The following is a 20,229-nucleotide window of genomic DNA, read 5'->3' as shown; positions in this document are numbered from 1 at the left end:
GTGGCGCGGGAACAACGGATCAATCGACGTGCCATCCACTGGATTACGTCGTTTCGGGTGCAGCGCGAGCCGAGCGCGCAAACAAGGCGGCATCGGAATAAGCAGCGGAACAGATATTTTCCACCCACCCTTACCCCCCCGGGAAGCGATGCCCTCACGGACGAAAAGGAGATCATCATGGCCGAGTGCAGTGTATGTGGAAAGCCCGCAACCTCGCAGATCACGATCACCGAAAACGGTCAGCGCCGTCAGCTGATGCTGTGCGATGAGCACTACATGGAGTTCATGGCGCGCAATCAGCGCCGCCTGTCGCCGCTCGAGTCCCTCTTTCACGGCGGACTTTTCGACAGTCTGTTCGACGACATGTGGCCACAGACGGAGGGCGGCCGCGGTAACCGGTCACGCATTGGACGCGCGCCCGGACAATCCGTCGGCGCGGATCAGGGTACCGGCGCCGGCAACGGGCAAATGGGCGATTCAGCGGGCGGACAACCAGGCGGCCGGACACGCCGGCGTCGCCGGGCGCGTGAAGCGGTGGACCTGCAGACGTACCTGAGCCAAAGCGGTCTGGACCGGCTGCAAGCCGCAGCGCAGGCAGCGGTCGAATATGGCAAGAACGAAGTCGACACGGAACACCTGTTGCGCGCGGTCGCCGATAACAATGTGGTTCAGGAAATCCTGCGCGAATTCAAGCTTGATCCCGAAGAGATCAAGAAGACCATCGACCAGACCGCGCCGCGCGGCACCCGCAAGGAGCCGAGCGACAACGAGCAGATCGGCGTGTCGCCACGCGCCAAAAGTACCCTGGAAAACGCGTTGAAGTCGTCGCTGGAACTGGGTCACAGCTATGTCGGACCAGAACACATTCTGATTGGGCTCGTCGAGGAAGAAGACGGCTTTGCAGGTGAATTGCTGCGCAAGCTCGGTCTGTCGTCGCCGTCGCTGCGGCAAAAAGCAGTCAAGGTGGTCGGCAAGGGTGCAGAAGACGGCAAGATGGAAGACCGCTCGACCACGCCCACGCTCGACAAGTACGCGCGCGATCTTAGCGCGCTTGCGCGTCAGGGCAAGCTCGATCCGGTGATCGGCCGTGACAAGGAAATCGAAACCACCATTGAAGTGCTCGCGCGGCGGCGCAAGAACAATCCGGTGCTGATCGGCGAACCCGGTGTGGGCAAGACCGCTATCGTCGAAGGCCTCGCGCAACGCATTGCTCAGGACCAGGTGCCGGAAGTGCTGCGTGGCAAGCGCGTGGTCGAACTGAATATCAATAGCGTCGTGGCAGGCGCGAAGTATCGTGGCGAGTTCGAGGAACGCGTCAAGCAGGTGCTGGACGAGATCATCGAGAACCAGGACCGTCTGGTTGTGTTTATCGACGAACTGCATACGATTGTCGGCGCTGGCCAGGGCGGCGGCGAAGGCGGCCTCGATATCGGCAACGTCTTCAAGCCGGCGCTCGCTCGCGGTGAGCTGCACCTCGTGGGTGCGACCACGTTGAACGAATACCAGAAGTACATTGAAAAGGACTCGGCATTGGAGCGGCGTTTTCAGCCCGTCATGGTGCCTGAGCCTAGCGTCGAGGAAACGATCGAGATTCTGCGTGGCCTGCGCGACCGGCTCGAAGCGCATCACAAGGTGAAAATCACCGAAGAGGCGATCGCTGCCGCGGCCAAGCTCTCCGACCGCTACATCGCCGCACGCTTTTTGCCAGACAAGGCAATCGATTTGCTAGATCAGGCCGCCGCCCGCGTGCGCATTTCGTCGAATTCGCGTCCGCAGCCATTGCACGATGTCGAGGCGAGCATCCGCCGCATCAAGCAGGAACAGGACGCGGCCAGCGCTGCTAAGGAATTCGATAAAGCCAAGGAACTGGAAGAACAACTCGTCGCGGAACAAAAACGCCTGCATGAAGCCACTGAAACGTGGAAGAAGGAGCGCGGCACCAGTTCGCAGAAAGTGACGGCGGAAGACATTGCGCAGATCGTTTCGTCGCTCACGGGCGTACCGTTATCTGAACTCACGGCTGAGGATCGTGAAAAGCTGTTGCGACTGGAAGACCGCCTGAAGGAGCGCGTGGTCGGCCAGGATGAAGCCGTCTCCGCGGTCGCCAAAGCAGTGCGGCTTTCGCGCGCCGGTTTGACGGAGGCCGGCAAGCCGACCGCGAGCTTCCTCTTTCTTGGACCTACAGGTGTGGGCAAAACCGAACTCGCGAAGGCGCTTGCCGCTTCGGTGTTCGGCGACGAGAACGCGCTGGTGCGCATCGACATGAGCGAGTATTCCGAGCGTCACACGGTGGCGCGGCTGGTTGGCGCGCCGCCCGGATATGTCGGCTACGAGGAAGGCGGGCAACTCACCGAGCGCGTGCGGCGCAGGCCTTATTGCGTGGTGCTGCTCGACGAAATCGAAAAGGCGAACTCGGAGGTGCACAACCTCCTGCTGCAACTGTTCGACGAAGGGCGGCTCACCGACGGCAAGGGACGTCTGGTCGATTTCACCAACACGATCATCATCGCGACCAGCAACGTCGGCTCACAGCTGATCCGGGACAACATGAAGGCCGACTCGAAGCAGCTCGACTATCCTGAACTGCGCGACCGGTTGATGGAAATCCTGCGGCATCATTTCAGGCCGGAGTTTCTCAATCGCGTCGACGAGGTGGTTGTGTTTCGTGCGCTCGGCAAGGAGCAGATTCGCAGGATCGTCGATCTGCAACTTGCGCGCGTACACCGTACAGCGCTGGCCCAGGGCATCGATCTGTCGTTCGACGATGCGTTGCGCGATCACCTTGCGCAGATCGGCTATGATCCCGAGTTCGGCGCGCGGATGCTCAAACGCAAGATCCGGCTTGAAGTGGAATCGCAACTCGCCGATGCACTGCTGCGAGGCGACGTGCGCGACGGCGACAAGGTCACAATGACCTACGACTCGGGTACGCACTCTGTGCGTGTGCAGAAAGGAGCAGCGCCCACAGAAGCACCCAGCGAGGCGTCGAAGCAGGCACCGGCGCATGCGTGACGCTGGCATGCTGAAGAACGCAACGCCGCCCGCACGTGCGGGCGGCGTCGCCGTCACGATTCAAGTTCACCTGCGACGATCTCGTCGCGATAGCACCAGATCCACGTTTCGCCGGGTTCGATTGAACGTACCAGCGGATGGCCGGTCGCGTGAAAATGCCTGCTTGCATGCCGGTTGGGCGACGAATCGCAGCAGCCGACGTGTCCGCAAGAAAGACAAAGCCTCAAATGTACCCACGGCTGGCCGAGCTTCACACAGTCCTCGCAATAGTCGATGGGCGTGTGGAGAATGCGGGCTTCACCCAGGTGCGTGCAACCAGGGGTCATGATCGTGCTCCTCGGACAGGTGCGCGCAGACGCGCGCGGATCAAGGTTGCGCTTGAGGTTGCGTTTGCGCTCAAGCGCTATTCAGATAGCGATGCACCAGCGCCACAGCCATTGCCCCCTCGCCGACTGCGGACGCTACGCGCTTGATCGACGCGTGACGCACGTCGCCTGCTGCGAATACGCCGGGCATACAGGTTTCCAGATGTAGCGGCGCGCGTTCAAGCGGCCATTTCAGGTTGGCCCGATATTCCTGCAGGTCGGGACCGGTCACGAGATAGCCGCCTTCATCGCGGACAATGCCAACCTCCTGCGCCCATTCGGTCTGTGGCACGCCGCCAATGCAGACGAATAGCCAATTCGTCCCTACCGTGCTTTGCCGGCCGGTGCGCACATCGGTCAGCGTGATCTCCTGCAACACGTCACTGCCTGCGAGCGCGGTAACTTCGGCGCACGTGCGCACTTCGATGTTCGGCGCCGACGTGATGCGATCCACCAGGTATTGGGACAGCGTGTTCTTAAGCGATGCGCCACGCACAAGCATATGGACGCGGTTGGCGGACTGCGAAAAATGCATGGCGGCCTGTCCCGCCGAATTGCCGCCGCCCACCACATATACGTCTTCGCCATGGATCAGCGCGGCCTCACTGGCGCCGGCGCCGTAATAGAGACCCGCGCCGAGAAAACGCTCTTCACCTGCCAGGCCTAACGTGCGATATGCCACGCCGGTCGCGCAGATAGACGTGCGCGCCGTGATACGTGTGCCGTCTTCCAGGTACACGATGCCCTGGCCGGGCGGAAACTCCGCGTGCACGCCGGCGCGCGCGAGCAGGATCTCGGCGCCGAATTTGATGGCCTGGTCGCGCGCCCGTTCAGCGAGCTCTGCGCCGCTCACGCCCTGTGGAAAGCCCAGATAGTTCTCGATCTTCGAACTGCTGCCTGCCTGTCCGCCCAGTGCCCAGCGCTCCACCAGTATGGTATGCAGGCCCTCCGATGCGCCGTACACCGCCGCGCTCAATCCCGCCGGTCCTGCGCCGTAAATCGCCAGATCGTAGGCCTCACGGGATGGACTTGCGAACCAGCCGAGCTTCTCGGTGATTTGCCGGATGGTGGGACATTCGAGCCGCGTGCCGTCGTGGAAGACACAGACCGGCAAGCGCGAATCGCGAAGATGCTGCACGTGCGCCAGTTCCTCCGCTTCCTTATCGCTGCCCAATTCGACCCATTTGAACGGTATGTCGCAGCGATGCAGGAAGTCGCGTATCGCGTAGCCATCTGCGCTGCGCATGCGTCCATAAATAGTGACCATGGCAATGCTCTCCACCTTTGAGGACGTTAGCGACTTTCTTTCGTTTCACGCGCTTCACAAGCAGGCGACCGCGTCGGGGTAACGGCGGTCGGCCGTATTCGTGCACCGCAAGCACATTGCAAGGGGCGTCTTTCGCAATACCGCCGGGTTTGTTCGCTTTCCGCTAATGGCTCCATCACATCGGGTCGTGCGACTCTTCCAGCTTGCGATCGACAAAACGCGTGCCCCATTCGATGCCGTCGCGCACCGCCTCCTCCCGCGTAAGCCACTCCGGCTGAACCGTATCCGGACGGAATTCGGCTAGGGTGCTATCGGCATGGCGCACACTCACCTTCGCCTGCCACGCGCCGTATGCGTTCTGCTCTGGCTGTACCACGATCTCGTAGCCCCGATGCTCAAACACGTGCGTTTGCATGAGCCGCTCCGGTTTCGTATCAAGGCGTCAATCTGGAAGCACGAACTCGGTACGCATGTCTTCGATCACCTTCTGGACATGATGTGCCCAATCTGCGCCGGGGTCATTGAGCGGCACTATGTTCCAGTTGCGGCCGGATGCGTCGGGCGGGTGCCGCTCCGGTAGCGGTATGCGCACGCGCAAAGCTCCCGGCACGCCAGCGGCGATTTTCGTCATGCGGTTCTGCAGTTCGTCGCGAATCTGCTCAGCGTTTCGAACGGTCTTCGGCATCGGTCTGCCTCCCTTGGTCGCGCGTCCGGATCGTGACTGAATTGCGCATACGCTTCTCCTGCGGGAGCATGCGCCAACGATGCTTTAAGTCTAGTCGCTAATCCGGGTGTGTTTGGACAATCGGTCGCTTCTGCGGACTGCATCACGGGAGGGCGCACCGCAAAGCTGCTTTTCGAAAAAATGCGCAAAAAGCCGAAAGACGCCGGCGTGCAAAGGCCCGATCGTCTCCAGGCCGACCCGCAGCGTATCTTAAAGCGGTTGTCCGCAGCTGATGGGCTGCTGGCGAGCTGGTAAAAACGAAGATGCTCGACCTGCTAGACCCGAGTGACCGGGCCACGCTTGAAGTCGTACAGGCGCTGGATCGGCGGGCGCGGTGTCGAGGTCCTGACGCTGGACGTAATGTTCCGGTTGCGCAATAACCGCAGCAGGCCAGTGCGTGTGCAGGTGGCCCTGAAGCAGGCGACGCCGGACCGCGACGGAGGCTGGTTGTCTGTTATTCAGGATACGCAACCGGACCAACGGGAAAAGGCCGCGCGTGATGCGCGCGTGGCTGCATTGAATCGTGCGTCACGCGAGGCCTCCTGAGACCTGCATAGGTCGTATGAGCGGTTGACGACCGGTCGGCACATCCTGGTGGAGTGGTAGTGACGTAATCCCTGATGGGCGCTGCCAAAATGGCGTATTCCATATTGCGTTCGTCGGAGTACAGTGCATGGACCTGCTGCTTCAAATCTAGTACCTCTTCGAGTACATGGCAGGTACCCTGTATCAGAAGCGCGAAATAGTTCGACATCTGTTATCAGTAACTGAATACGTCCGTTCTGCTTTGGGCAACTATCCGCAAAGAGCCCGCGCAAACGCGAAGGACCGTAGCACGTGCGTTACGCGACCGTCGAATGAACAGTGCACGGCCCATGTGCAATCCATGCACGAGCGCGGTGCGTTCGCGGTGCAGCGACGGCCGCCCGGCAGCCAAATCATGGAAAGCAAGAAAAGCTGGCTGCGCAAGGATCTCGATGCGTTGCGTCTACAGTGGGACATGCTCACCTTTTATGAGCGGTTCGAGCAGCTTGTCGCGCATGTGCTGAGCGTGGTGATTTCTATCATCATCCTCGTGTCGCTCTGGCAGTTGATTCGCGCGGTGATTTCATTGCTGGTTTCGGACGCGCTGAACCCGCTGGATCACGCGGTATCGAAGAATTTCTCCAGATCCAAATCTACAACCCATCGATACCCCGACTGGATGTAGCTTTGCGCCTGCGCCACTGCCTGATGCGCCGAGCGTCCCGGACGGAAACCGTAGCTGGATTCCGAGAACCTCGGGTCCCACTGTCTTTGCAACACTTGCAAGACCGCCTGCGCAACGAGTCGATCAAGCGCAGAAGGGATGCCGAGCTTGCGCACGCCATCGCCGTCAGGCTTGGGTAGCTCGACCCGTCTCACAGGTTGAGGCCTTTATGTGCCGTTCAGCAGCGTGTCCCGTATCGACGGCCAGTGCTCCCGCAGAAACGCCGGGAGTGCCTGCACCGTCATGCCGTCCACGCCCGGTTGTCCCTTGTTCGCCTTCACACGCTTCAACGCCTGCTTCAGGTTCTCCCTCTCGCAGACTTCTTCCATCAGTCCGTCACACGCCGACGGGCTTTCAGATTCGGCGTTCGCCACAATAGGTTCAGCCCCTCGATCAGCAGCCATCGGGGCTTCACCCCTGCTTCCGCTATCGAGGACGCGATGCGTTTTCTGCTGCGTTCCCGTGTCGCGTTCTCCGGGCCTACTTGCCGCTCCTTTCCGTTTGGACCTTCAGGCGTCGCCGCCCTACTATGCCCGCTGCTGACTCCTGCGCGGTGGTCAAACGTCCCTTGCGGTCCGTTCAGTCCTGATTGCAGGACACCGGGCAGGCCTCCCGAGGTAAGCTCAACCGCCTTCGCCACACGCCTGCCAGATTTACCACCCAGGCTCTTGATGGTTATGTACTTCGCAATCACATGCTTGCTCGTCCAGCCCGATAGGCCTCGTATCTGGTTTCTGTTCGTCAGGTCATGGCTCTGCTACGCGCTTCTTTCAGACCCCGCCGCACGACGACGCCCTTGCGTTTCACTAGTCCTTCACCACCATCAGGCTGGACAGGGGACTTGCCCCCCCACGCTGTTGCACATGCTCGGCGCACAAAACAAAAGCCACGGGGCGAGCCCCATGGCAGTTCACTAGGGGCGAAACCTGGCCCGCCTGGACAATCTTCCAGCGGGCTATTCGACGTTCCAGTAGAACGCCGCCTGCGTGCTCCCTTTGCTGGCAATGCTGACGGTCTTCGTCTGATCGCGGTCCTTGTAGGTCGCGTGCACCGTATAGCGGCCGGGACGCAGCTTGACCAGCATGAACGGGCCGAGCGAATCGGCTTGCAGCACCACGTTGTTATGTGCGTCGACGATCCGGACGTGGACATCAGCGAGAAAGTCCGATCCCGGTCCGATAAACTGCATCGACAGCGGCCAGTGGCTTCGCGCGCGCTTCAGCGCCGTCGATTCGTCCTGGCCGACGCCGCCCGACACGTAGGACACGTCGCCCTGTTGCTGGATCTGCGGCAAGCCTCCGCCGTTTGCGTTGCCGGCACTGCTGTGGGTGACGGTGCCGCCGACCGCTCCAGTGGCTTGCGCCGCAAGCGCGTTGCCGGCAGGGCCGAACGCGAACGCAGCCGCGAGGGCCGCGGCGACAGCCATATGCTTGCTGTTTTGTGCTTTCATAGTTTAACGTGGCATTCGTGTCGCTCTCCGTACTTGCGTCGAGCGCTCAAAAATGACTGCGTCCCATCTTGCGTTTCACTGGGCCGTTGCCGCAAACAGTCCGGCAAGCTATCTGCCGATCGCCAGCGCGTATCGCAGTATCAACGTCATGCTGCGACCACCAGAGACGCGTCGATCAGGTGCTCCGCGAGGAACCAGACCTGCAATTCGTTAGTGCGCAATACGTCGCTGACCAGCACGTCATTGGTGCCAAAGTCGCCCAACTCGTTGGCCTTGCTGGCTGCACTGCGAGTGGCCACAATGACGATCTCATGCGCCTCCAACAGACGCGAAAGCTGTACCGGCACCTCTTCGCGTCCGCGTGGCGGACGCGGGACCATGGTCATTTCCGCCACATCGGCAGCCATGGCGATGCTGACTCCACCGGGCAGTTGGATCCGCTCTGCTAGCGTGTCGACGAGTTCGACCTGCTTATCATAATGCGCGTCATACAGCAGATGCAACGACTGGAACGTAGGCCCAACGACCTGCCAATGATGCTTCTTGTACATGTCGCGCAGCGTCATAGTGTCGGCCAGGATCTGATTCAACAATTCTATGCTCGTTTCGCACGCGGTTTGGGGCAACGCGATTGGCAGCTTTACGACATGACCGTACGGCTGCAGTTCATGTGCGCGCTGGTGCAGCTTCGGCTCGGGCACATGTATCACGTCGCTGGATTGGTTTCGGCTTTCGGACCTGCTGGCCCCGGTCGTCTTTGCCATGACTCGCTCCTTCAACTCAAGCGTCGTCTGAGGCGATGCTCAGCCTCGAGAGCAGCGCTTTTGCTGCTGCTTCCGACGACGCGGGATTCTGGCCAGTAATCAGGTTTGCCGCGACAACCACATGTGATTGCCAATCTGGCCCCTTCGAATACCTGCCTCCATTCTTCTTCAACATCTCCTCGACGAGGAAAGGCACTACGTCCGTAAGACCGACGGCCGCTTCTTCCGAATTGGCAAATCCGGTGACGGGCTTATTGCGCACGAGTGGAAAGCCATCGGGCAGCTTTGCATGACGGAGCGCACCGGGAGCATGGCAAACCGCGGCGACTGGCTTTCCCGCCGCATACATGGCTTCGATCAATGCGATCGACTGCGGATCTTCTGCCAGATCCCATAGCGGTCCGTGCCCGCCGGGATAGAACACGGCGTCATAGTCCGCAGCCGAGACAGTTGAAAGCTTCGCTGTATTTGCCAAAGCCGCTTGCACTTCGTTGTCCTTCTTGAGACGCCGGGTCGCTTCGGTTTGCGAATCCGGATCGTCACTCCTGGGGTCGAGGGGCGGCTGCCCGCCTTTGGGCGAAGCGAGCGTCATCTCGACGCCTGCGTCCTTGAACACGTAATAAGGCGCGGCAAACTCTTCGAGCCAGAATCCGGTTTTCCGGCCGGTATCGCCGAGCTGGTCGTGTGAAGTCAGTACCACCAGGATTTTCATGACAACCTCGCGAGCCGGTTCAATTCAAGTTGCAACGAGCCGACGAGCGGTGTCATCGACCCAGGTCATTCTGGCAGAATGCGGCTGCCAAGAGCGCCGAGGGCGTTTCCGGTTTTGGTGCGTGTCCTTTCCCGCCCCTCGGCCATTCGGTATGCAAGCGAGCCGCGCGGTCTCCAGCGGCCTGTCAGTAATCGATGGTGATCCGGTTGTCGACCCGCATCACACCGGGGGCAAGCCATGCGACCCGCTCGGCCTCCTCGCGCTCGGCCCATGAGCGGACCGTGCCGCGCAGGACGACCTTATTGCCTTCGGCCTCGACCGAGATGCGCTGTACGTCGACTTCCGCGTTGCGCTTGAACGCGTCCTCGATCTTGCGCTTGAGATCCTCGGGCTTGACCTTCGGCTTGATCTCGATCTCGTTCGTCAGGCCGGTTACGCCGCTCACCCGCAGCGCCGTGTCCGCCGCGCGGCGGCGCTGGTAGTCCCATTCGACTTCGCCCTTCAGCGTCACGTCTCCGTCCTTGACGACCGCCTTGATGGTGTCCGCCGCAGAAGGCAGCTCGGCCTTCAGTTGGGCAATGATCTCGCGCGCGATCTCCGGGTCGGGTCGTTTGTCGATCAGCGGCACTCGCACTTCCACGTCATTGGCGACCCCCCTCACGCCGCGCACACGCGTCGCGTCCTCTTCGGCCTTGCGCCTTTGCCGGAAGCTGCGCGCGAACCCGGACAATGTGACCGCACCGTCCTTGACCGCAACCCCGATGTCTGATGGATCGATGTCCGGATCCCACTTCAGTTCGTACTCCACGTCTCGCTTGATGTCTTCGTCGGTTCTCATCGCCGCTCCTCGTCAGTTTGTTGATGGACTAACGCGCGCACGCGGGCCACGCCCGGTGCCACACGCATCCGTCCACGGTAGGGCAAAGGTAGGGCGCGCCGGGCCGATTTTCTTCCGTACTGCTGCGTAGTTTTTTCGAAATGCTGCCGTACGCTCACATCTGAAGGCCGCGCAGCACAAGCGCAGAGATCCGACACGTCTTGCAGGAATGAGGAAGAAGTGCAACCGGCAAGAACCTAGTCTTGATGTCATCGTCATCGCGTCAGTGGCGCCGTCAGCGTCCGAAGGTGCGCGCCGGGCGGGACATGCATGGCTGGCTGGCACCGCCGCTGCTTTGCGGTGCGGTCGACCGGCTCGCGCGCGGCGCTGAGCATGAATTCAACCGTCTTGCCGCGGAAGCGGTCCCGGCTTATTTCCCAGAGCAAAGGAGCAAATCGATGAGCGATCTGGTCGTTGTAAGCTTCAAAGGCGAAGAGACGGCCGACCAGGTGTTGACCAAACTCCAGCAGATGCAAAAGGAACACCTGATCGACCTTGAGGATGCCTGCATCGTGGTCCGTAGCGCGAAGGGCAAGGTACACCTCAAGCAGGCCGTCGATCTCGTCAAGATCGGCGCGCTCAGCGGCGCGGCCTGGGGTGGTCTGTTTGGTGCGCTGGTTGGGCTGATGTTGCTCAATCCGCTCGTCGGGCTGGCAACAGGCATGGCCGTCGGTGCTGGTACGGGCGCGTTGTCGGGCGCGCTCTCGGACTATGGAATCGATGACGATTTCATGCGCTCGACGGGCCAGAACATTGAGCCGGGTTCGTCGGCGCTCTTCATCCTCGTGCGTCGCGTGAATTTCGACAAGGTTCTGCCAGAGCTGAAGCCGTTCGGCGGAAAGGTGTTAAAGACGTCTCTCACGAACGATCAGGAGGAACGCCTGAGGAAGGCGCTAGAGAGCCTGAACAGCAGTGGCGCGACAGCATGAGCTTCCCTGCGCTGCATCAGGGTTGTGATCTTGAATTCTGTTGAAGTTCACATTTGGGCCGGATCGACACCCCGACAAGTTATGCGGATTATTCCGCGTGGACGTCCATCACATCGACGCGCAGTTCGAATTGGAGAGTGCTCACGCTTAGACTTGCGAAGACTGATACGACCAAATCTAAGGGCCGGAAAATCGAAATCCAGCAGTTGCGCGAACTGAGCGTCGGCCGACCGTGCTGTAGCGGACGCTTCGTCACTGGATGTGCTTCCTGGGGGCAACAAGGTCGTTGAGAACACATGTGCACGTGGGGCAAGCGGCGGGCAAGGTCTCTTTCGGGTCGTGAGTTCCAGAGGTAGAGCAACGGACTTCTAATCCGTTGGTCACCGGCTCAAATCCCGTACGGCGAGGCCGGTGGAGGACGGCATGAAAGCAGGAAGCACCACTATTGCGGCGCTCGCAGCGGTCGTCCTGTCGGGGCTCGTCTATGTGAATTGCCCACAGATAAGATCGCTATGCGCCGAAGGCATGACACTCGACCTGGCCGTCTGTGCTGCGTCTAAGATCCCGGTCGCTTGTAAGACGGAAGCGCGCCGGAAGTACAAAATGTGTGTGAAACGGACGACATGCTCCCTTTAGGTAATGCCCGCCGTTAGCGTTCGGGTTCCAAGGCGAGCACACAAAGCGTGGCCAAATCGAGAAACCAGGGTGAGTATCTGCATGCCAGATCGTGCGACGTCAGAAACGCGAGCCTTTCAGGCTTGTACAACTCAGAACCGATCTTCGCGAGCAGCTTGTTAGGCGCGGTGCCGGGGTGGAGCATCTCCTGCTTCACGCGCGCGCCGGTCTCTCGCGCCACCCCGCAGATCAGTGACGTCAATCTGGATGTCGTTGATGCCGCGATTTTCGATCTGCGTGATGAAGGTGACGATCTCCGCCTCCAATGACCGTGATTGCATGCACGCAACGCCGCTGCAATAGTGAAATTCCGCTGATTCCCTTATGGAGCGCAACATGACAAAGGAAAGTCGCGTCGACATCCTTAGACCGTATTAAAGTTGTCACCGTCGCGTCAATAAAAGTGTCAACAGGCGACCATACGGATCGCCGACGGCGGCAGAGCCTTACTGGGCAACCATTTGCACCGTGCGAAATAAATTTGTCACCGGCAGCCGTCGGCCCAGGAGCGGCCGGTCGACGAACTCATATGAAATCGCGAGAATTCTCATCCCAACAAGACGACGATGAGCCATTGCACATGAACCTGGTCAAAACGGTGGTGATTGGAAACTCAGGCTCGGGAAAAAGCTGGCTGTCGGAGCAGCTTGCCACCTCGCTCGGTAGCGCTTGGGTCGTCCTACCGGTCGCGTACAGGTTCCAGTTCGCATGACGCGCACGAGGCGATCTTCAATTCGTTCCGGGGACCAAAGGCATGCCTGAAAACTCGGGACCAAGTTACTGCATTCGCTCACAGCTACAAACGAGGATTTTTCTGCGACCGAAATGCCCGACCAAGTTCGGGCAAGAGCAGACGATTGGCATAGCAGGCTGGTCGTTGACAATCTTGGTTCCGTCGCAATACCGGCGGCTGGTATGCAGGGGGGAATGCAAAACCCGGAGAAGTTGTCGTTGCGGTACCGGGTTATGCGTAAGCGGCTCACCTGGGCCATTCGTCCACGCGCGTGCGCGTAAGGCATGATGGTGATCCGGATTTGTCCGGTCAGGTAGGGGAAGTCGGCAGACCGCCAGATGTGTGCAGCTTGTCTGCCACGCGCCACGGTAGAAGCGGTTATGCCCTTTCTCTGCTGCGAGAGAAAGTGAGCCGAAGCGGCAGTGACTTGTCGACACTGGCAAGGTGACGAAGTCCGTGGGAAACGGGGCTTGCGGCGAAGCGGTTACGCTAAGATGAGCCTCCAGGCTGAGCATGGGACGGTTGAGGAACAAGAACCTGTTTGAACGCATCTGAGGGGTGAATCGTCACCCCTGCCTACACCGCTTAACAGGCAGGACGCGGATTGTTGCCGATCATATGTACGGCCCGGCAACGCGAATGCTGACTGGATATGTAGGCCCATCAGCAGGGAGCCATGGAGAGCCCGCAGCTAGGCCGTGGCATTCGCGACGACTTGCGGCAAGCAAGGATAAAGACCGCGACAGGCACCCTCGCCCGTGCGCTTGAGTCCAGCATGTGAACTGGGGAAGGCTTGCACAGATGTTAAGGGGGGGTGCCCCCGATGATGCGCAAGCTGGCGGAGCCTCCGTAGTAGTCCGAGGTCGGGAAAGCCGGCTACATGGCGAAGGGAGGCAGTTGAAGTGGTTTGCCTGGTTGACTAACTGACTGTAGTGAGGTGAAGACCTTCGATAATCAGTGAAATACAAAGCAAACGGGCGGCACGGTGCAACGGTGTCGCCTTCGATTGGAACGACACTTCAGCGGAGAGCCGGATGCGCTGAGAGGTGCACGTCCGGTTCGGGGAGGAGAGGCAGGGAAATAGTTCGACTACGCCCTGTCTCTTACTCCACTCAAAGTCAAGGGGCAATGGACCTATCTGTACCGCGCCGTCGACAAGGCCGGCAACACGGTTGACTTCCTGCTGCGAGCCAGGCGGGACAAGGAAGCGGCCCGACGGTACTTCGAGAAGGCCATCGATCAGAATGGCGTGCCCGAAACCGTAACCATCGACAAGAGTGGTGCCAATCTGGCCGGGCTGCACGCCGTGAACGCCGAGCGTGAGACGCCTATCAAGATCCGCCAGGGCAAGTATCTCAACAACATCGTGGAACAAGACCATCGGGCGATAAAGCGCCGTACCCGACCCATGTTGGGATTCAAGATATTCGTTGTGCGCGCATCTTGTTGAGCGGCATTGAAATTTTGCATATGATCGCCAAGGGGCAGAAGAAAGACTGCGGCATTTGACAGACTCCCCGCGGAGCAGTTCTACGCGTTAGCGGTGTAAATAGTCCTTAGCATGCCGGCCATTGTTCAACGCACTTTTCTTATTGCGACAGAACCAAGCTGGCTACCTGGGCCGGCAACCCACTGTAGCTAACGCGCCAGCGGTCCCGCCGTCAGGCGCCGCGGACCACCCGTTACCTGGAGCGCGACCTCTGGCAGGAGGTCAAGGTCTATATCGACGGCCTGCCCCGTGATAGCGATCGGGAACAGAAACGTTACTGGCGCGCTCGATGGTTTTTTACATTGCTCGACCTGGGCGGCCTGCGGATCTCGGAGGTCGGCGGCAACACGATGGGCAAGTTTTTCTGCCGGCGTGACAACGAGGGGCACGAGCGGTGGTGGCTGGAGGTGCTTGGCAAAGGCGACAAGGAATGACTCGTGCCCGCCTCCGCCGAGATGATTGTCGAACTCGCGCGCTACAGGCGCGCGCGCGGGCTCGTGCCGCTCCCGTCCTCGGACGAGGACACGCCGCTGGTGTTGCCGCTCGGCAAATCCATGAAGCCTCTCACGCGTGCCGCGCTGCGCTCGATCATCAAAAAAAACATCTTTGCTGGCGCAGCGGACAAATTAAGGCTTCGCGGTGAAGACTATGCCGCGCGCGCTACGCATCTCGTAGGACGTAATGAATCTGTCACCGGCCCTCGCCAGTAACCGCGGGCCAGAACGCGCGCGAGTTGACACTTTTATGTCCCTTCGAGTCGGCATAAAAGTGTCAACTCGCATATGTCCGTATTAAATTTGCCAATTCACCTCCTACACTTCGAATCCCGTCCTTAGGAGGCTGACCTCATGGCGGATACCCGTCAGGTAACCAGGCCGATCGCGCTTGCCCGTCCACGCGGCGCACATCGATTTGAAGCCTTCAGCCCCAAACTCGCGCGCCGCGTGATGCTCGTAAGCGGCTCACCTGAGCCATTCGTCCACGCGCGTGCGCGTAAGGCATGATGGTGATCCGGATTTGTCCGGTCAGGTAGGGGAAGTCGGCAGACCGCCAGGTGTGTGCAGCTTGTCTGCCACGCGCCACGGTAGAAGCTCGTCGATGCGATTGATTTTGTGGTCTGCGATGTGAGTTAGCACGTAGTCCAGATAGGCGCGCGGATCGATGTCGTTCTGTGCACAAGTGCGGATCAGCGCGTACATCGCGGCTGCCCGTTCTCCACCGCTGTCCGAGCCAGCGAATAAAAAGTTTTTCCGGCCCAGGCTTACACAACGCAGCGCGTTCTCCGCGATGTTGTTGTCGATCTCGAGCGTGCCGTCTTCGCAATACAGCGTCAGTGCGTGCCACTGGTTAAGCGAGTAGTTGATTGCCTTGGCAGTGTCGGACTTCGACGACAGCGTTTCGAGCCTGGCCCTGAGCCACGCTTCGTAGATCTGAAGCAGTGGTCTGGCTCTCTCCTGGCGTATTCGCAGCCGTTCGGCCGCAGGCTTGCCGCGGATGGAGGCCTCGATGTCATAGAGACCGCCTATATATTCGAGAGCCTGTTGCGTCGTGTCGGACGGCGTTCGCACATGGATGTCGTAGAACTTTCTCCTGGCGTGGGCATGGCATGCCGCCTCGCGTATCGAGCCATCGCGGAACAATTCGTCGAAACCCGCATAAGCGTCCGCTTGCAGAATCCCTTTGAAGTTGGCGAGATGGGTTTGAGGATGGATGCCTTGCCGGTTCGGCGAGTACGCGAACCAGACCGAAGCCGGTTGCATCGAGCCCGAGCGGTGATCGTCACGCACATAGACCCACAGCCGGCCGGTGCGGGTCTTCCTGTTGCCCGGTGCGAGCACCGGGATCGGCGTGTCGTCTGCGTGCAGCTTGGTGGCGGCCATCGTATAGCGGCGCAGCGCCTCTGTTAGCGGTGCGCACAGTGCCTCGCACTGGCCGACCCAGCGCCCCATACTGGCCCGGTCAAGCGTCACGCCATCGCGCGCCGCGATCGCCGATTGCCGGTACAACGGCTGGTGGTCCGCGTATTTCGAGACGAGGATGTCCGCCAGCAAGGTCGGATGGGCGATGCTCCGCTCGATCGGCAGACCGGGCATCGGCGGTTGCCTGATGGTGCTGCAGCATGGACAGACCAGTTTGCGCCGGATCGTGCGAATGACCCTGAACGCCGCCGCGACCCGGGCAAGTTGTTCGGACACGTCCTCGCCGAGCATCTGCATTGGCTGACCGCAGTCCGGGCAACTTGATTCGGGCTCAAGTACATGATCCTCGCGCGGCAGATGCGCAGGTAGCGCTTGCCTCGAAGCCGCTTCGTCCGTCGGGGCATTGGAGGCGGACACGTTTGCTACTCTAGCCTGCGCACTCTGCACGTCCGCAACGCCGCGTCCGGCAGCCAGATCCTCAAGTTGCGTCTCGAGCGTCTCGATCTGCCGCTGCAACTGTTCGGACTTGCGACCAAACTGCATGCGTCTGAGTTTGTCGATCTGCGCCTTGAGCTGCTCGATCTCGACGTCGCGTTCGGCAAGCAGGCTACGGGCCTCTGCCAGCAAGGCCTTCAGGAGTTCGACATCGTCTGGGAGATCGGCGCCGTTCGACATGCGCCGTAGTTTACGAGTCTGCCGCGCGGTTTACAACATCGATAACGCGGCGGTGCGACGGGGCTGTCGCCAATCGATGCCCTCGAGAAGCATCGACAGTTGCGCTGAACTCAGATGGACCTTGCCGCCGTCGGCCTGGGGCCAGATAAATCGGCCTCGCTCAAGCCGCTTCGCGAGAAGCCAGATTCCGTCCTCCGTTGCCCAGAGGATTTTTATGAGGTCGCCCCGGCGGCCTCGGAAGATGTAGACGTTGCCGCCCAGTGGATTCTCTTCAAGCGCCGTTTGTACCTTCGCGGCCAGCCCCTGGAAACCGCAGCGCATATCGGTCACGCCCGCAGCGATCCAGATGCGCGTACCAACTGGCAGAGAGATCATAATCGCAGACTACTCAGCACGGTCCGCAGCATGTCAGCGTCGACCAGGCCGTCTACCTTAACCACCGCACGGCCGATGCGGATCTCGATCGTGCCCCCAGGCGACGCCGGCTTCATATCAAGCGCTTGCGGTTCGGCCAAAGATGACGCAACGACCTGTGTCGGCGCGTCATTCAGCAGTACGACAGGGAAGAGGCCGGCAGACGGAGCTTGCTGCTCGGCAAGATATCGCCGCCGCCAGATGTACAGCATGTTCGCGTTGATACCATTCTCCCGGGCCAGTCTCGCGACCGAGACTCCCGGCTCACACGCTGCTGCCGCTAGCCGGTCGCGAAGCTCCCGTGGGTAATTCGGACGGCCCGCACGACTACCCGGCTTCTTCTCTGCAGACTCTGACAAAGTGGTGTCCATCAGATCGAAAATGATGGACATCACTTTGCTGTGTATCCCTGTCACCGCCTACGACGGTCGGGGCGAGCCGCTTACTGATGCTCTACCGTCGTGCGTTGCTTGAACAATGGTTACTACTCGAGGCGAACCCGAATGTGACCACCTTCTGCGAGCGACCGGGCTATGTGCTGATCAACGAAGACCGTCACGTCGCTGATTTCTGGGTGCGCTACGTTGATCGCGAGGAGTTGGTTGTACTAAGCGAACTGCTTCTTGGATCCAATGCAGACGGCTCATGCGCCGAGCTTGACGCTTGCACCGCAGAGGTCCGGCTTGTCGGATCGGCTGATCTCGCAGCGGCGCGTGCATGGACGGACAACTGGCAGCGCATCCTCCCCTACCTTGTTGCGAACCGGGGCCTCGTGCCAGCAACGTTACTACCGGCAATCATGCAATTCGTGGACGAGCCACGGCGACTGCTCGATATCGAGCGCGAGTTCCTGACCAGTGACCCGGTGATCGTTCGCGCTGCCTTGTTCAGCTTGCTCCACAGCGGTAACGTCACCGCGTCGGCACTTCAGACGCAACCACTGTCGCTGCTCACCTCCTTCACAGCGTTGGAGGCAACATCATGAGTCGCCGCAAGCCGGAGTTGCAGACGATCGATGTCAATGCATGGCCCACTGTCGCTCACACCGAACTCGACGAGCCAGTCTGCCATAAGTTCGAGGCACGGCGGCAGGCCATATTGCGCTATATCGCCGGTGAACCGATCAGAGCCATCGAAAAGTCGACACACTTCAATCGCCGGCAGTTGTACCGCTGGCTTGAGCGCGCGCAGGCCGTTCACCCTGACGGCCGCCCCTTCGGCTTCCGGGCACTCATCCACTACGTGCGCATCGCAGAATATGCGCGAGTGCGTGACGTGCAGCTGCGCGGCGAGCGCGGCAGCCGCGGCGCCGCCGGTGCACTCGCGCAGCTGCTTGAACGCTACCCGACGTTGACGGGGTGGCTGTTGCTTCAGGTGAAGCAACGCAAGGTATGGCTTGAACAGATGCATACTGACGGGCAACTGCGCACGCGTCTGCCCGGTCTGCAGTCTCTACACGACAATTTCCTGCGCCAATGCCGCTCAGTCGGGTTGACGGCGGCCGACTACCCGCTGAACACGGGCGACCATGCGATCCGCTCGCTTTCACGACGGGTATAGTCGGAGATGCTGCGAAGCTTCGGCTCGGCTGCACGCTCCGCGGGCGCCAGCCATCTCAAAGGCCTGCCGCGGGTTGACGACTCCGGTCCACCCGCAGCGGTCCGGCCATATCAGGTCGTCGAGTTCGATGGTCACCGGATGGACGTCCGTCTCAAGGTCGTCGTGCGCGATCCGCTAGGTTTCGCACATGAATTCGAGATGGAAAGAGTATGGCTGCTTGTGATCATCGACGTTTGCACGCGCGCCGTAATCGTATATCACATCGCGTTGGCAAGGGAGTACAGCCGCTACGACGTCATCAAGACTATCGAGAATGCGCTGACACCGCACCGCCCGCGAACGTTCACTATACCTGGCCTCACCTACGGACCGCATGACGGTTTTCCGTCAGGGAAGATGCCTGAACTGGGCTACGTGACCTGGGAGTGGATCCGGCTCGACAACGCGAAGGCCAACCTCGCAGACGAGACGATGACGGCGTTGTGCGAATTCGTGGGCTGCCTCGCTGATGCCGGCCCGAAACACAGCCCGGACGAGCGCCCCTATATCGAACGCTTCTTCGGCACGATTGCCAGTCGACTGTCTTCACGTTTCCCGGGATACACCGGTTCTCACATACGCGACCTGCGCCGTGCGCTCTCGGATCCCAAAGGCGATCTGCGCCTCTATGTCTCCCTTGATGAACTGGCGGAACTCGTTGAGTACGCCATCTCAGGCTACAACGGCACACCGCACAGGGGACTCAACAACGCGACTCCACTCGAAGCGATGGAGTACTTCGTACGCGGTAGGGAGACGATGTTGGTCTGGCTGGCAGAGCATCAGCGCCGGACGCTCTGCCTGATGCAGTCGGCACTGCGGTGCCGTGTGCGGGCCTACCTTCAACAGGGTGTGCGACCACACATCAACCTGTATGGCGTGCGCTACACAAACCGTGTCCTTGCAACGAGTACGCACCTCATTGGTCGGCATCTGCTGATCTACATGAACGCCGACGACCTGCGCTCCGTGCGCGCTTTCCTGGTTGACGGCATGGAGCTGGGTGTACTCGAGGCGCAAGGAGCGTGGCGCGTGGTACCACACAACCTCAAGCTGCGTCAGCAGATACTCAAACAATCGGGCAGGCGGCGAAGCAACGCAATCCCCAATCTCAACCCGATTGAAGCCTACGTCGACGAGAAGATGAAGCAGGCGAAGAAGACCCGCAAGGCTGCGACGGAGCTCGCTCATGCGACGCGACTGCTCGGTTCAGCACCGACTGTTCGCACTCCCGTCGGTCCGCCCCGCCCTCCCGGGACAGATACCGTCACACCGGCTAGCGCGCGAGAGATGGAGGCGCAGGCGGCAACGGTCAACGAGCTTGCTCCACGCACTTCAGTTCGACCGCGAAAGCTTTAGATCGGCACCGGTCAGGT

General features: G+C 60.5%; 16 protein-coding genes and 5 pseudogenes. 8 read left to right on the top strand and 13 right to left on the bottom strand.

The features are described 5' to 3' along the window. Positions 1-171: 171 nt before the first annotated feature. Entirely contained in the window at positions 172-3,012 is a 2,841-nt protein-coding gene (locus B0G69_RS39790; protein ID WP_241991765.1) for an ATP-dependent Clp protease ATP-binding subunit, read from the top strand. A gap of 53 nt (positions 3,013-3,065) precedes the next feature. Here the strand turns inward: B0G69_RS39790 and B0G69_RS39785 are convergent, their stop codons facing one another. From B0G69_RS39785 to B0G69_RS39770, 4 genes are all read right to left on the bottom strand, one after another. Continuing rightward, on the bottom strand, positions 3,066-3,338 hold the full coding sequence (locus tag B0G69_RS39785) for a UBP-type zinc finger domain-containing protein (protein WP_121325482.1): 273 nt from the start codon (positions 3,336-3,338) through the stop codon (positions 3,066-3,068). 70 nt (positions 3,339-3,408) lie between these two features. Next, the gene (locus B0G69_RS39780; RefSeq protein ID WP_121325481.1) at positions 3,409-4,644 is read right to left on the bottom strand and encodes an FAD-dependent oxidoreductase; all 1,236 of its coding nucleotides are present in this window, start codon (positions 4,642-4,644) and stop codon (positions 3,409-3,411) included. 175 nt (positions 4,645-4,819) lie between these two features. Further along, complete coding sequence (locus B0G69_RS39775; RefSeq protein WP_121325480.1) at positions 4,820-5,059, bottom strand: DUF6566 family protein; 240 nt, start codon at positions 5,057-5,059, stop codon at positions 4,820-4,822. A gap of 27 nt (positions 5,060-5,086) precedes the next feature. Continuing rightward, a complete protein-coding gene (locus B0G69_RS39770; RefSeq protein WP_121325479.1) occupies positions 5,087-5,329 on the bottom strand; it encodes a hypothetical protein in 243 nt (80 codons plus the stop codon). A 339-nt stretch (positions 5,330-5,668) separates the two neighbouring features. Here B0G69_RS39770 and B0G69_RS41265 point away from each other — a divergent pair, with 339 nt between their 5' ends. Together B0G69_RS41265 and B0G69_RS39760 are read left to right on the top strand one after the other, a co-directional pair. Beyond that, positions 5,669-5,914, top strand: coding sequence for a hypothetical protein (locus B0G69_RS41265; RefSeq protein ID WP_158609065.1), 246 nt, complete (start codon positions 5,669-5,671; stop codon positions 5,912-5,914). Positions 5,915-6,308: 394 nt separating this feature from the next. Beyond that, a pseudogene (locus B0G69_RS39760) lies at positions 6,309-6,521 on the top strand (diguanylate cyclase); the annotation flags it as partial. On the opposite strand, the pseudogene B0G69_RS39755 reads toward B0G69_RS39760, so the two are convergent. The 5 genes and pseudogenes from B0G69_RS39755 to B0G69_RS39735 form a co-directional block, all read right to left on the bottom strand. Next, positions 6,521-7,021: pseudogene (locus B0G69_RS39755) on the bottom strand (reverse transcriptase domain-containing protein); the annotation flags it as partial. The pseudogenes B0G69_RS39760 and B0G69_RS39755 overlap by 1 nt on opposite strands. A 551-nt stretch (positions 7,022-7,572) precedes the next feature. Continuing rightward, on the bottom strand, positions 7,573-8,067 hold the full coding sequence (locus B0G69_RS39750; RefSeq protein WP_121325477.1) for a carboxypeptidase regulatory-like domain-containing protein: 495 nt from the start codon (positions 8,065-8,067) through the stop codon (positions 7,573-7,575). Between the two features lie 146 nt (positions 8,068-8,213). After that, positions 8,214-8,831: a DNA starvation/stationary phase protection protein gene (locus B0G69_RS39745; RefSeq protein ID WP_121325476.1), complete on the bottom strand. Its 618-nt coding sequence runs from the start codon at positions 8,829-8,831 to the stop codon at positions 8,214-8,216. A gap of 16 nt (positions 8,832-8,847) precedes the next feature. Next, positions 8,848-9,543, bottom strand: a complete 696-nt coding sequence (locus B0G69_RS39740) for a type 1 glutamine amidotransferase domain-containing protein (protein ID WP_121325475.1) — start codon at positions 9,541-9,543, stop codon at positions 8,848-8,850. Between the two features lie 184 nt (positions 9,544-9,727). Next, the gene (locus B0G69_RS39735) at positions 9,728-10,381 is read right to left on the bottom strand and encodes a BON domain-containing protein (RefSeq protein WP_121325474.1); all 654 of its coding nucleotides are present in this window, start codon (positions 10,379-10,381) and stop codon (positions 9,728-9,730) included. A 437-nt stretch (positions 10,382-10,818) separates the two neighbouring features. On the opposite strand from B0G69_RS39735, the gene B0G69_RS39730 reads away from it, so the two are divergent. Continuing rightward, on the top strand, positions 10,819-11,349 hold the full coding sequence (locus B0G69_RS39730; RefSeq protein ID WP_121325657.1) for a DUF1269 domain-containing protein: 531 nt from the start codon (positions 10,819-10,821) through the stop codon (positions 11,347-11,349). A 649-nt stretch (positions 11,350-11,998) separates the two neighbouring features. Here the strand turns inward: B0G69_RS39730 and B0G69_RS39720 are convergent. Further along, positions 11,999-12,226, bottom strand: coding sequence for a hypothetical protein (locus B0G69_RS39720; protein WP_147440849.1), 228 nt, complete (start codon positions 12,224-12,226; stop codon positions 11,999-12,001). Positions 12,227-13,862: 1,636 nt separating this feature from the next. Here B0G69_RS39720 and B0G69_RS39705 point away from each other — a divergent pair. Together B0G69_RS39705 and B0G69_RS39700 are read left to right on the top strand one after the other, a co-directional pair. After that, a pseudogene (locus tag B0G69_RS39705) lies at positions 13,863-14,306 on the top strand (IS6 family transposase); the annotation flags it as partial. A 55-nt stretch (positions 14,307-14,361) separates the two neighbouring features. Then, positions 14,362-14,908, top strand: a pseudogene (locus B0G69_RS39700) (integrase); the annotation flags it as partial. Between the two features lie 363 nt (positions 14,909-15,271). Here B0G69_RS39700 and B0G69_RS39695 read toward each other — a convergent pair. Genes B0G69_RS39695 through B0G69_RS39685 form a run of 3 tightly spaced genes read right to left on the bottom strand, consistent with a single transcriptional unit; the run spans position 15,272 to position 17,646 of the window. Continuing rightward, a complete protein-coding gene (locus B0G69_RS39695; RefSeq protein WP_121325470.1) occupies positions 15,272-16,840 on the bottom strand; it encodes an IS66 family transposase in 1,569 nt (522 codons plus the stop codon). Positions 16,841-16,870: 30 nt separating this feature from the next. Next, complete coding sequence (gene tnpB, locus B0G69_RS39690; RefSeq protein ID WP_121325469.1) at positions 16,871-17,215, bottom strand: IS66 family insertion sequence element accessory protein TnpB; 345 nt, start codon at positions 17,213-17,215, stop codon at positions 16,871-16,873. Continuing rightward, complete coding sequence (locus B0G69_RS39685) at positions 17,212-17,646, bottom strand: transposase (RefSeq protein WP_121325468.1); 435 nt, start codon at positions 17,644-17,646, stop codon at positions 17,212-17,214. The genes tnpB and B0G69_RS39685 overlap by 4 nt, the downstream gene beginning before the upstream one ends. Before the next feature lie 56 nt (positions 17,647-17,702). Between B0G69_RS39685 and B0G69_RS39680 the strand changes: the two genes are divergently transcribed. Further along, the gene (locus B0G69_RS39680; RefSeq protein WP_121325467.1) at positions 17,703-18,239 is read left to right on the top strand and encodes a hypothetical protein; all 537 of its coding nucleotides are present in this window, start codon (positions 17,703-17,705) and stop codon (positions 18,237-18,239) included. Next, positions 18,236-20,212, top strand: a pseudogene (locus B0G69_RS39675) (integrase). The gene B0G69_RS39680 and the pseudogene B0G69_RS39675 overlap by 4 nt, the downstream one beginning before the upstream one ends. The last annotated feature ends 17 nt before the right edge of the window (positions 20,213-20,229 follow it).

It is taken from the genome of Paraburkholderia sp. RAU2J (genome assembly GCF_003634845.1).
Classification (GTDB): domain Bacteria; phylum Pseudomonadota; class Gammaproteobacteria; order Burkholderiales; family Burkholderiaceae; genus Paraburkholderia; species Paraburkholderia fynbosensis.
The sequence above is the reverse complement of the archived record's forward strand: the minus strand, read 5'-3'. Positions and strand labels throughout refer to the sequence as shown.

Bases quoted from the DNA above. Each gene is read 5' to 3' on its own strand.
- B0G69_RS39785 (WP_121325482.1), bottom strand. From the start codon at position 3,338: ATGACCCCTGGTTGCACGCACCTGGGTGAAGCCCGCATTCTCCACACG.
- B0G69_RS39780 (WP_121325481.1), bottom strand. From the start codon at position 4,644: ATGGTCACTATTTATGGACGCATGCGCAGCGCAGATGGCTACGCGATA.
- B0G69_RS39775 (WP_121325480.1), bottom strand. From the start codon at position 5,059: ATGCAAACGCACGTGTTTGAGCATCGGGGCTACGAGATCGTGGTACAG.
- B0G69_RS39770 (WP_121325479.1), bottom strand. From the start codon at position 5,329: ATGCCGAAGACCGTTCGAAACGCTGAGCAGATTCGCGACGAACTGCAG.
- B0G69_RS39750 (WP_121325477.1), bottom strand. From the start codon at position 8,067: ATGAAAGCACAAAACAGCAAGCATATGGCTGTCGCCGCGGCCCTCGCG.
- B0G69_RS39745 (WP_121325476.1), bottom strand. From the start codon at position 8,831: ATGGCAAAGACGACCGGGGCCAGCAGGTCCGAAAGCCGAAACCAATCC.
- B0G69_RS39740 (WP_121325475.1), bottom strand. From the start codon at position 9,543: ATGAAAATCCTGGTGGTACTGACTTCACACGACCAGCTCGGCGATACC.
- B0G69_RS39735 (WP_121325474.1), bottom strand. From the start codon at position 10,381: ATGAGAACCGACGAAGACATCAAGCGAGACGTGGAGTACGAACTGAAG.
- B0G69_RS39730 (WP_121325657.1), top strand. From the start codon at position 10,819: ATGAGCGATCTGGTCGTTGTAAGCTTCAAAGGCGAAGAGACGGCCGAC.
- B0G69_RS39695 (WP_121325470.1), bottom strand. From the start codon at position 16,840: ATGTCGAACGGCGCCGATCTCCCAGACGATGTCGAACTCCTGAAGGCC.
- tnpB (WP_121325469.1), bottom strand. From the start codon at position 17,215: ATGATCTCTCTGCCAGTTGGTACGCGCATCTGGATCGCTGCGGGCGTG.
- B0G69_RS39685 (WP_121325468.1), bottom strand. From the start codon at position 17,646: ATGTCCATCATTTTCGATCTGATGGACACCACTTTGTCAGAGTCTGCA.
- B0G69_RS39680 (WP_121325467.1), top strand. From the start codon at position 17,703: ATGCTCTACCGTCGTGCGTTGCTTGAACAATGGTTACTACTCGAGGCG.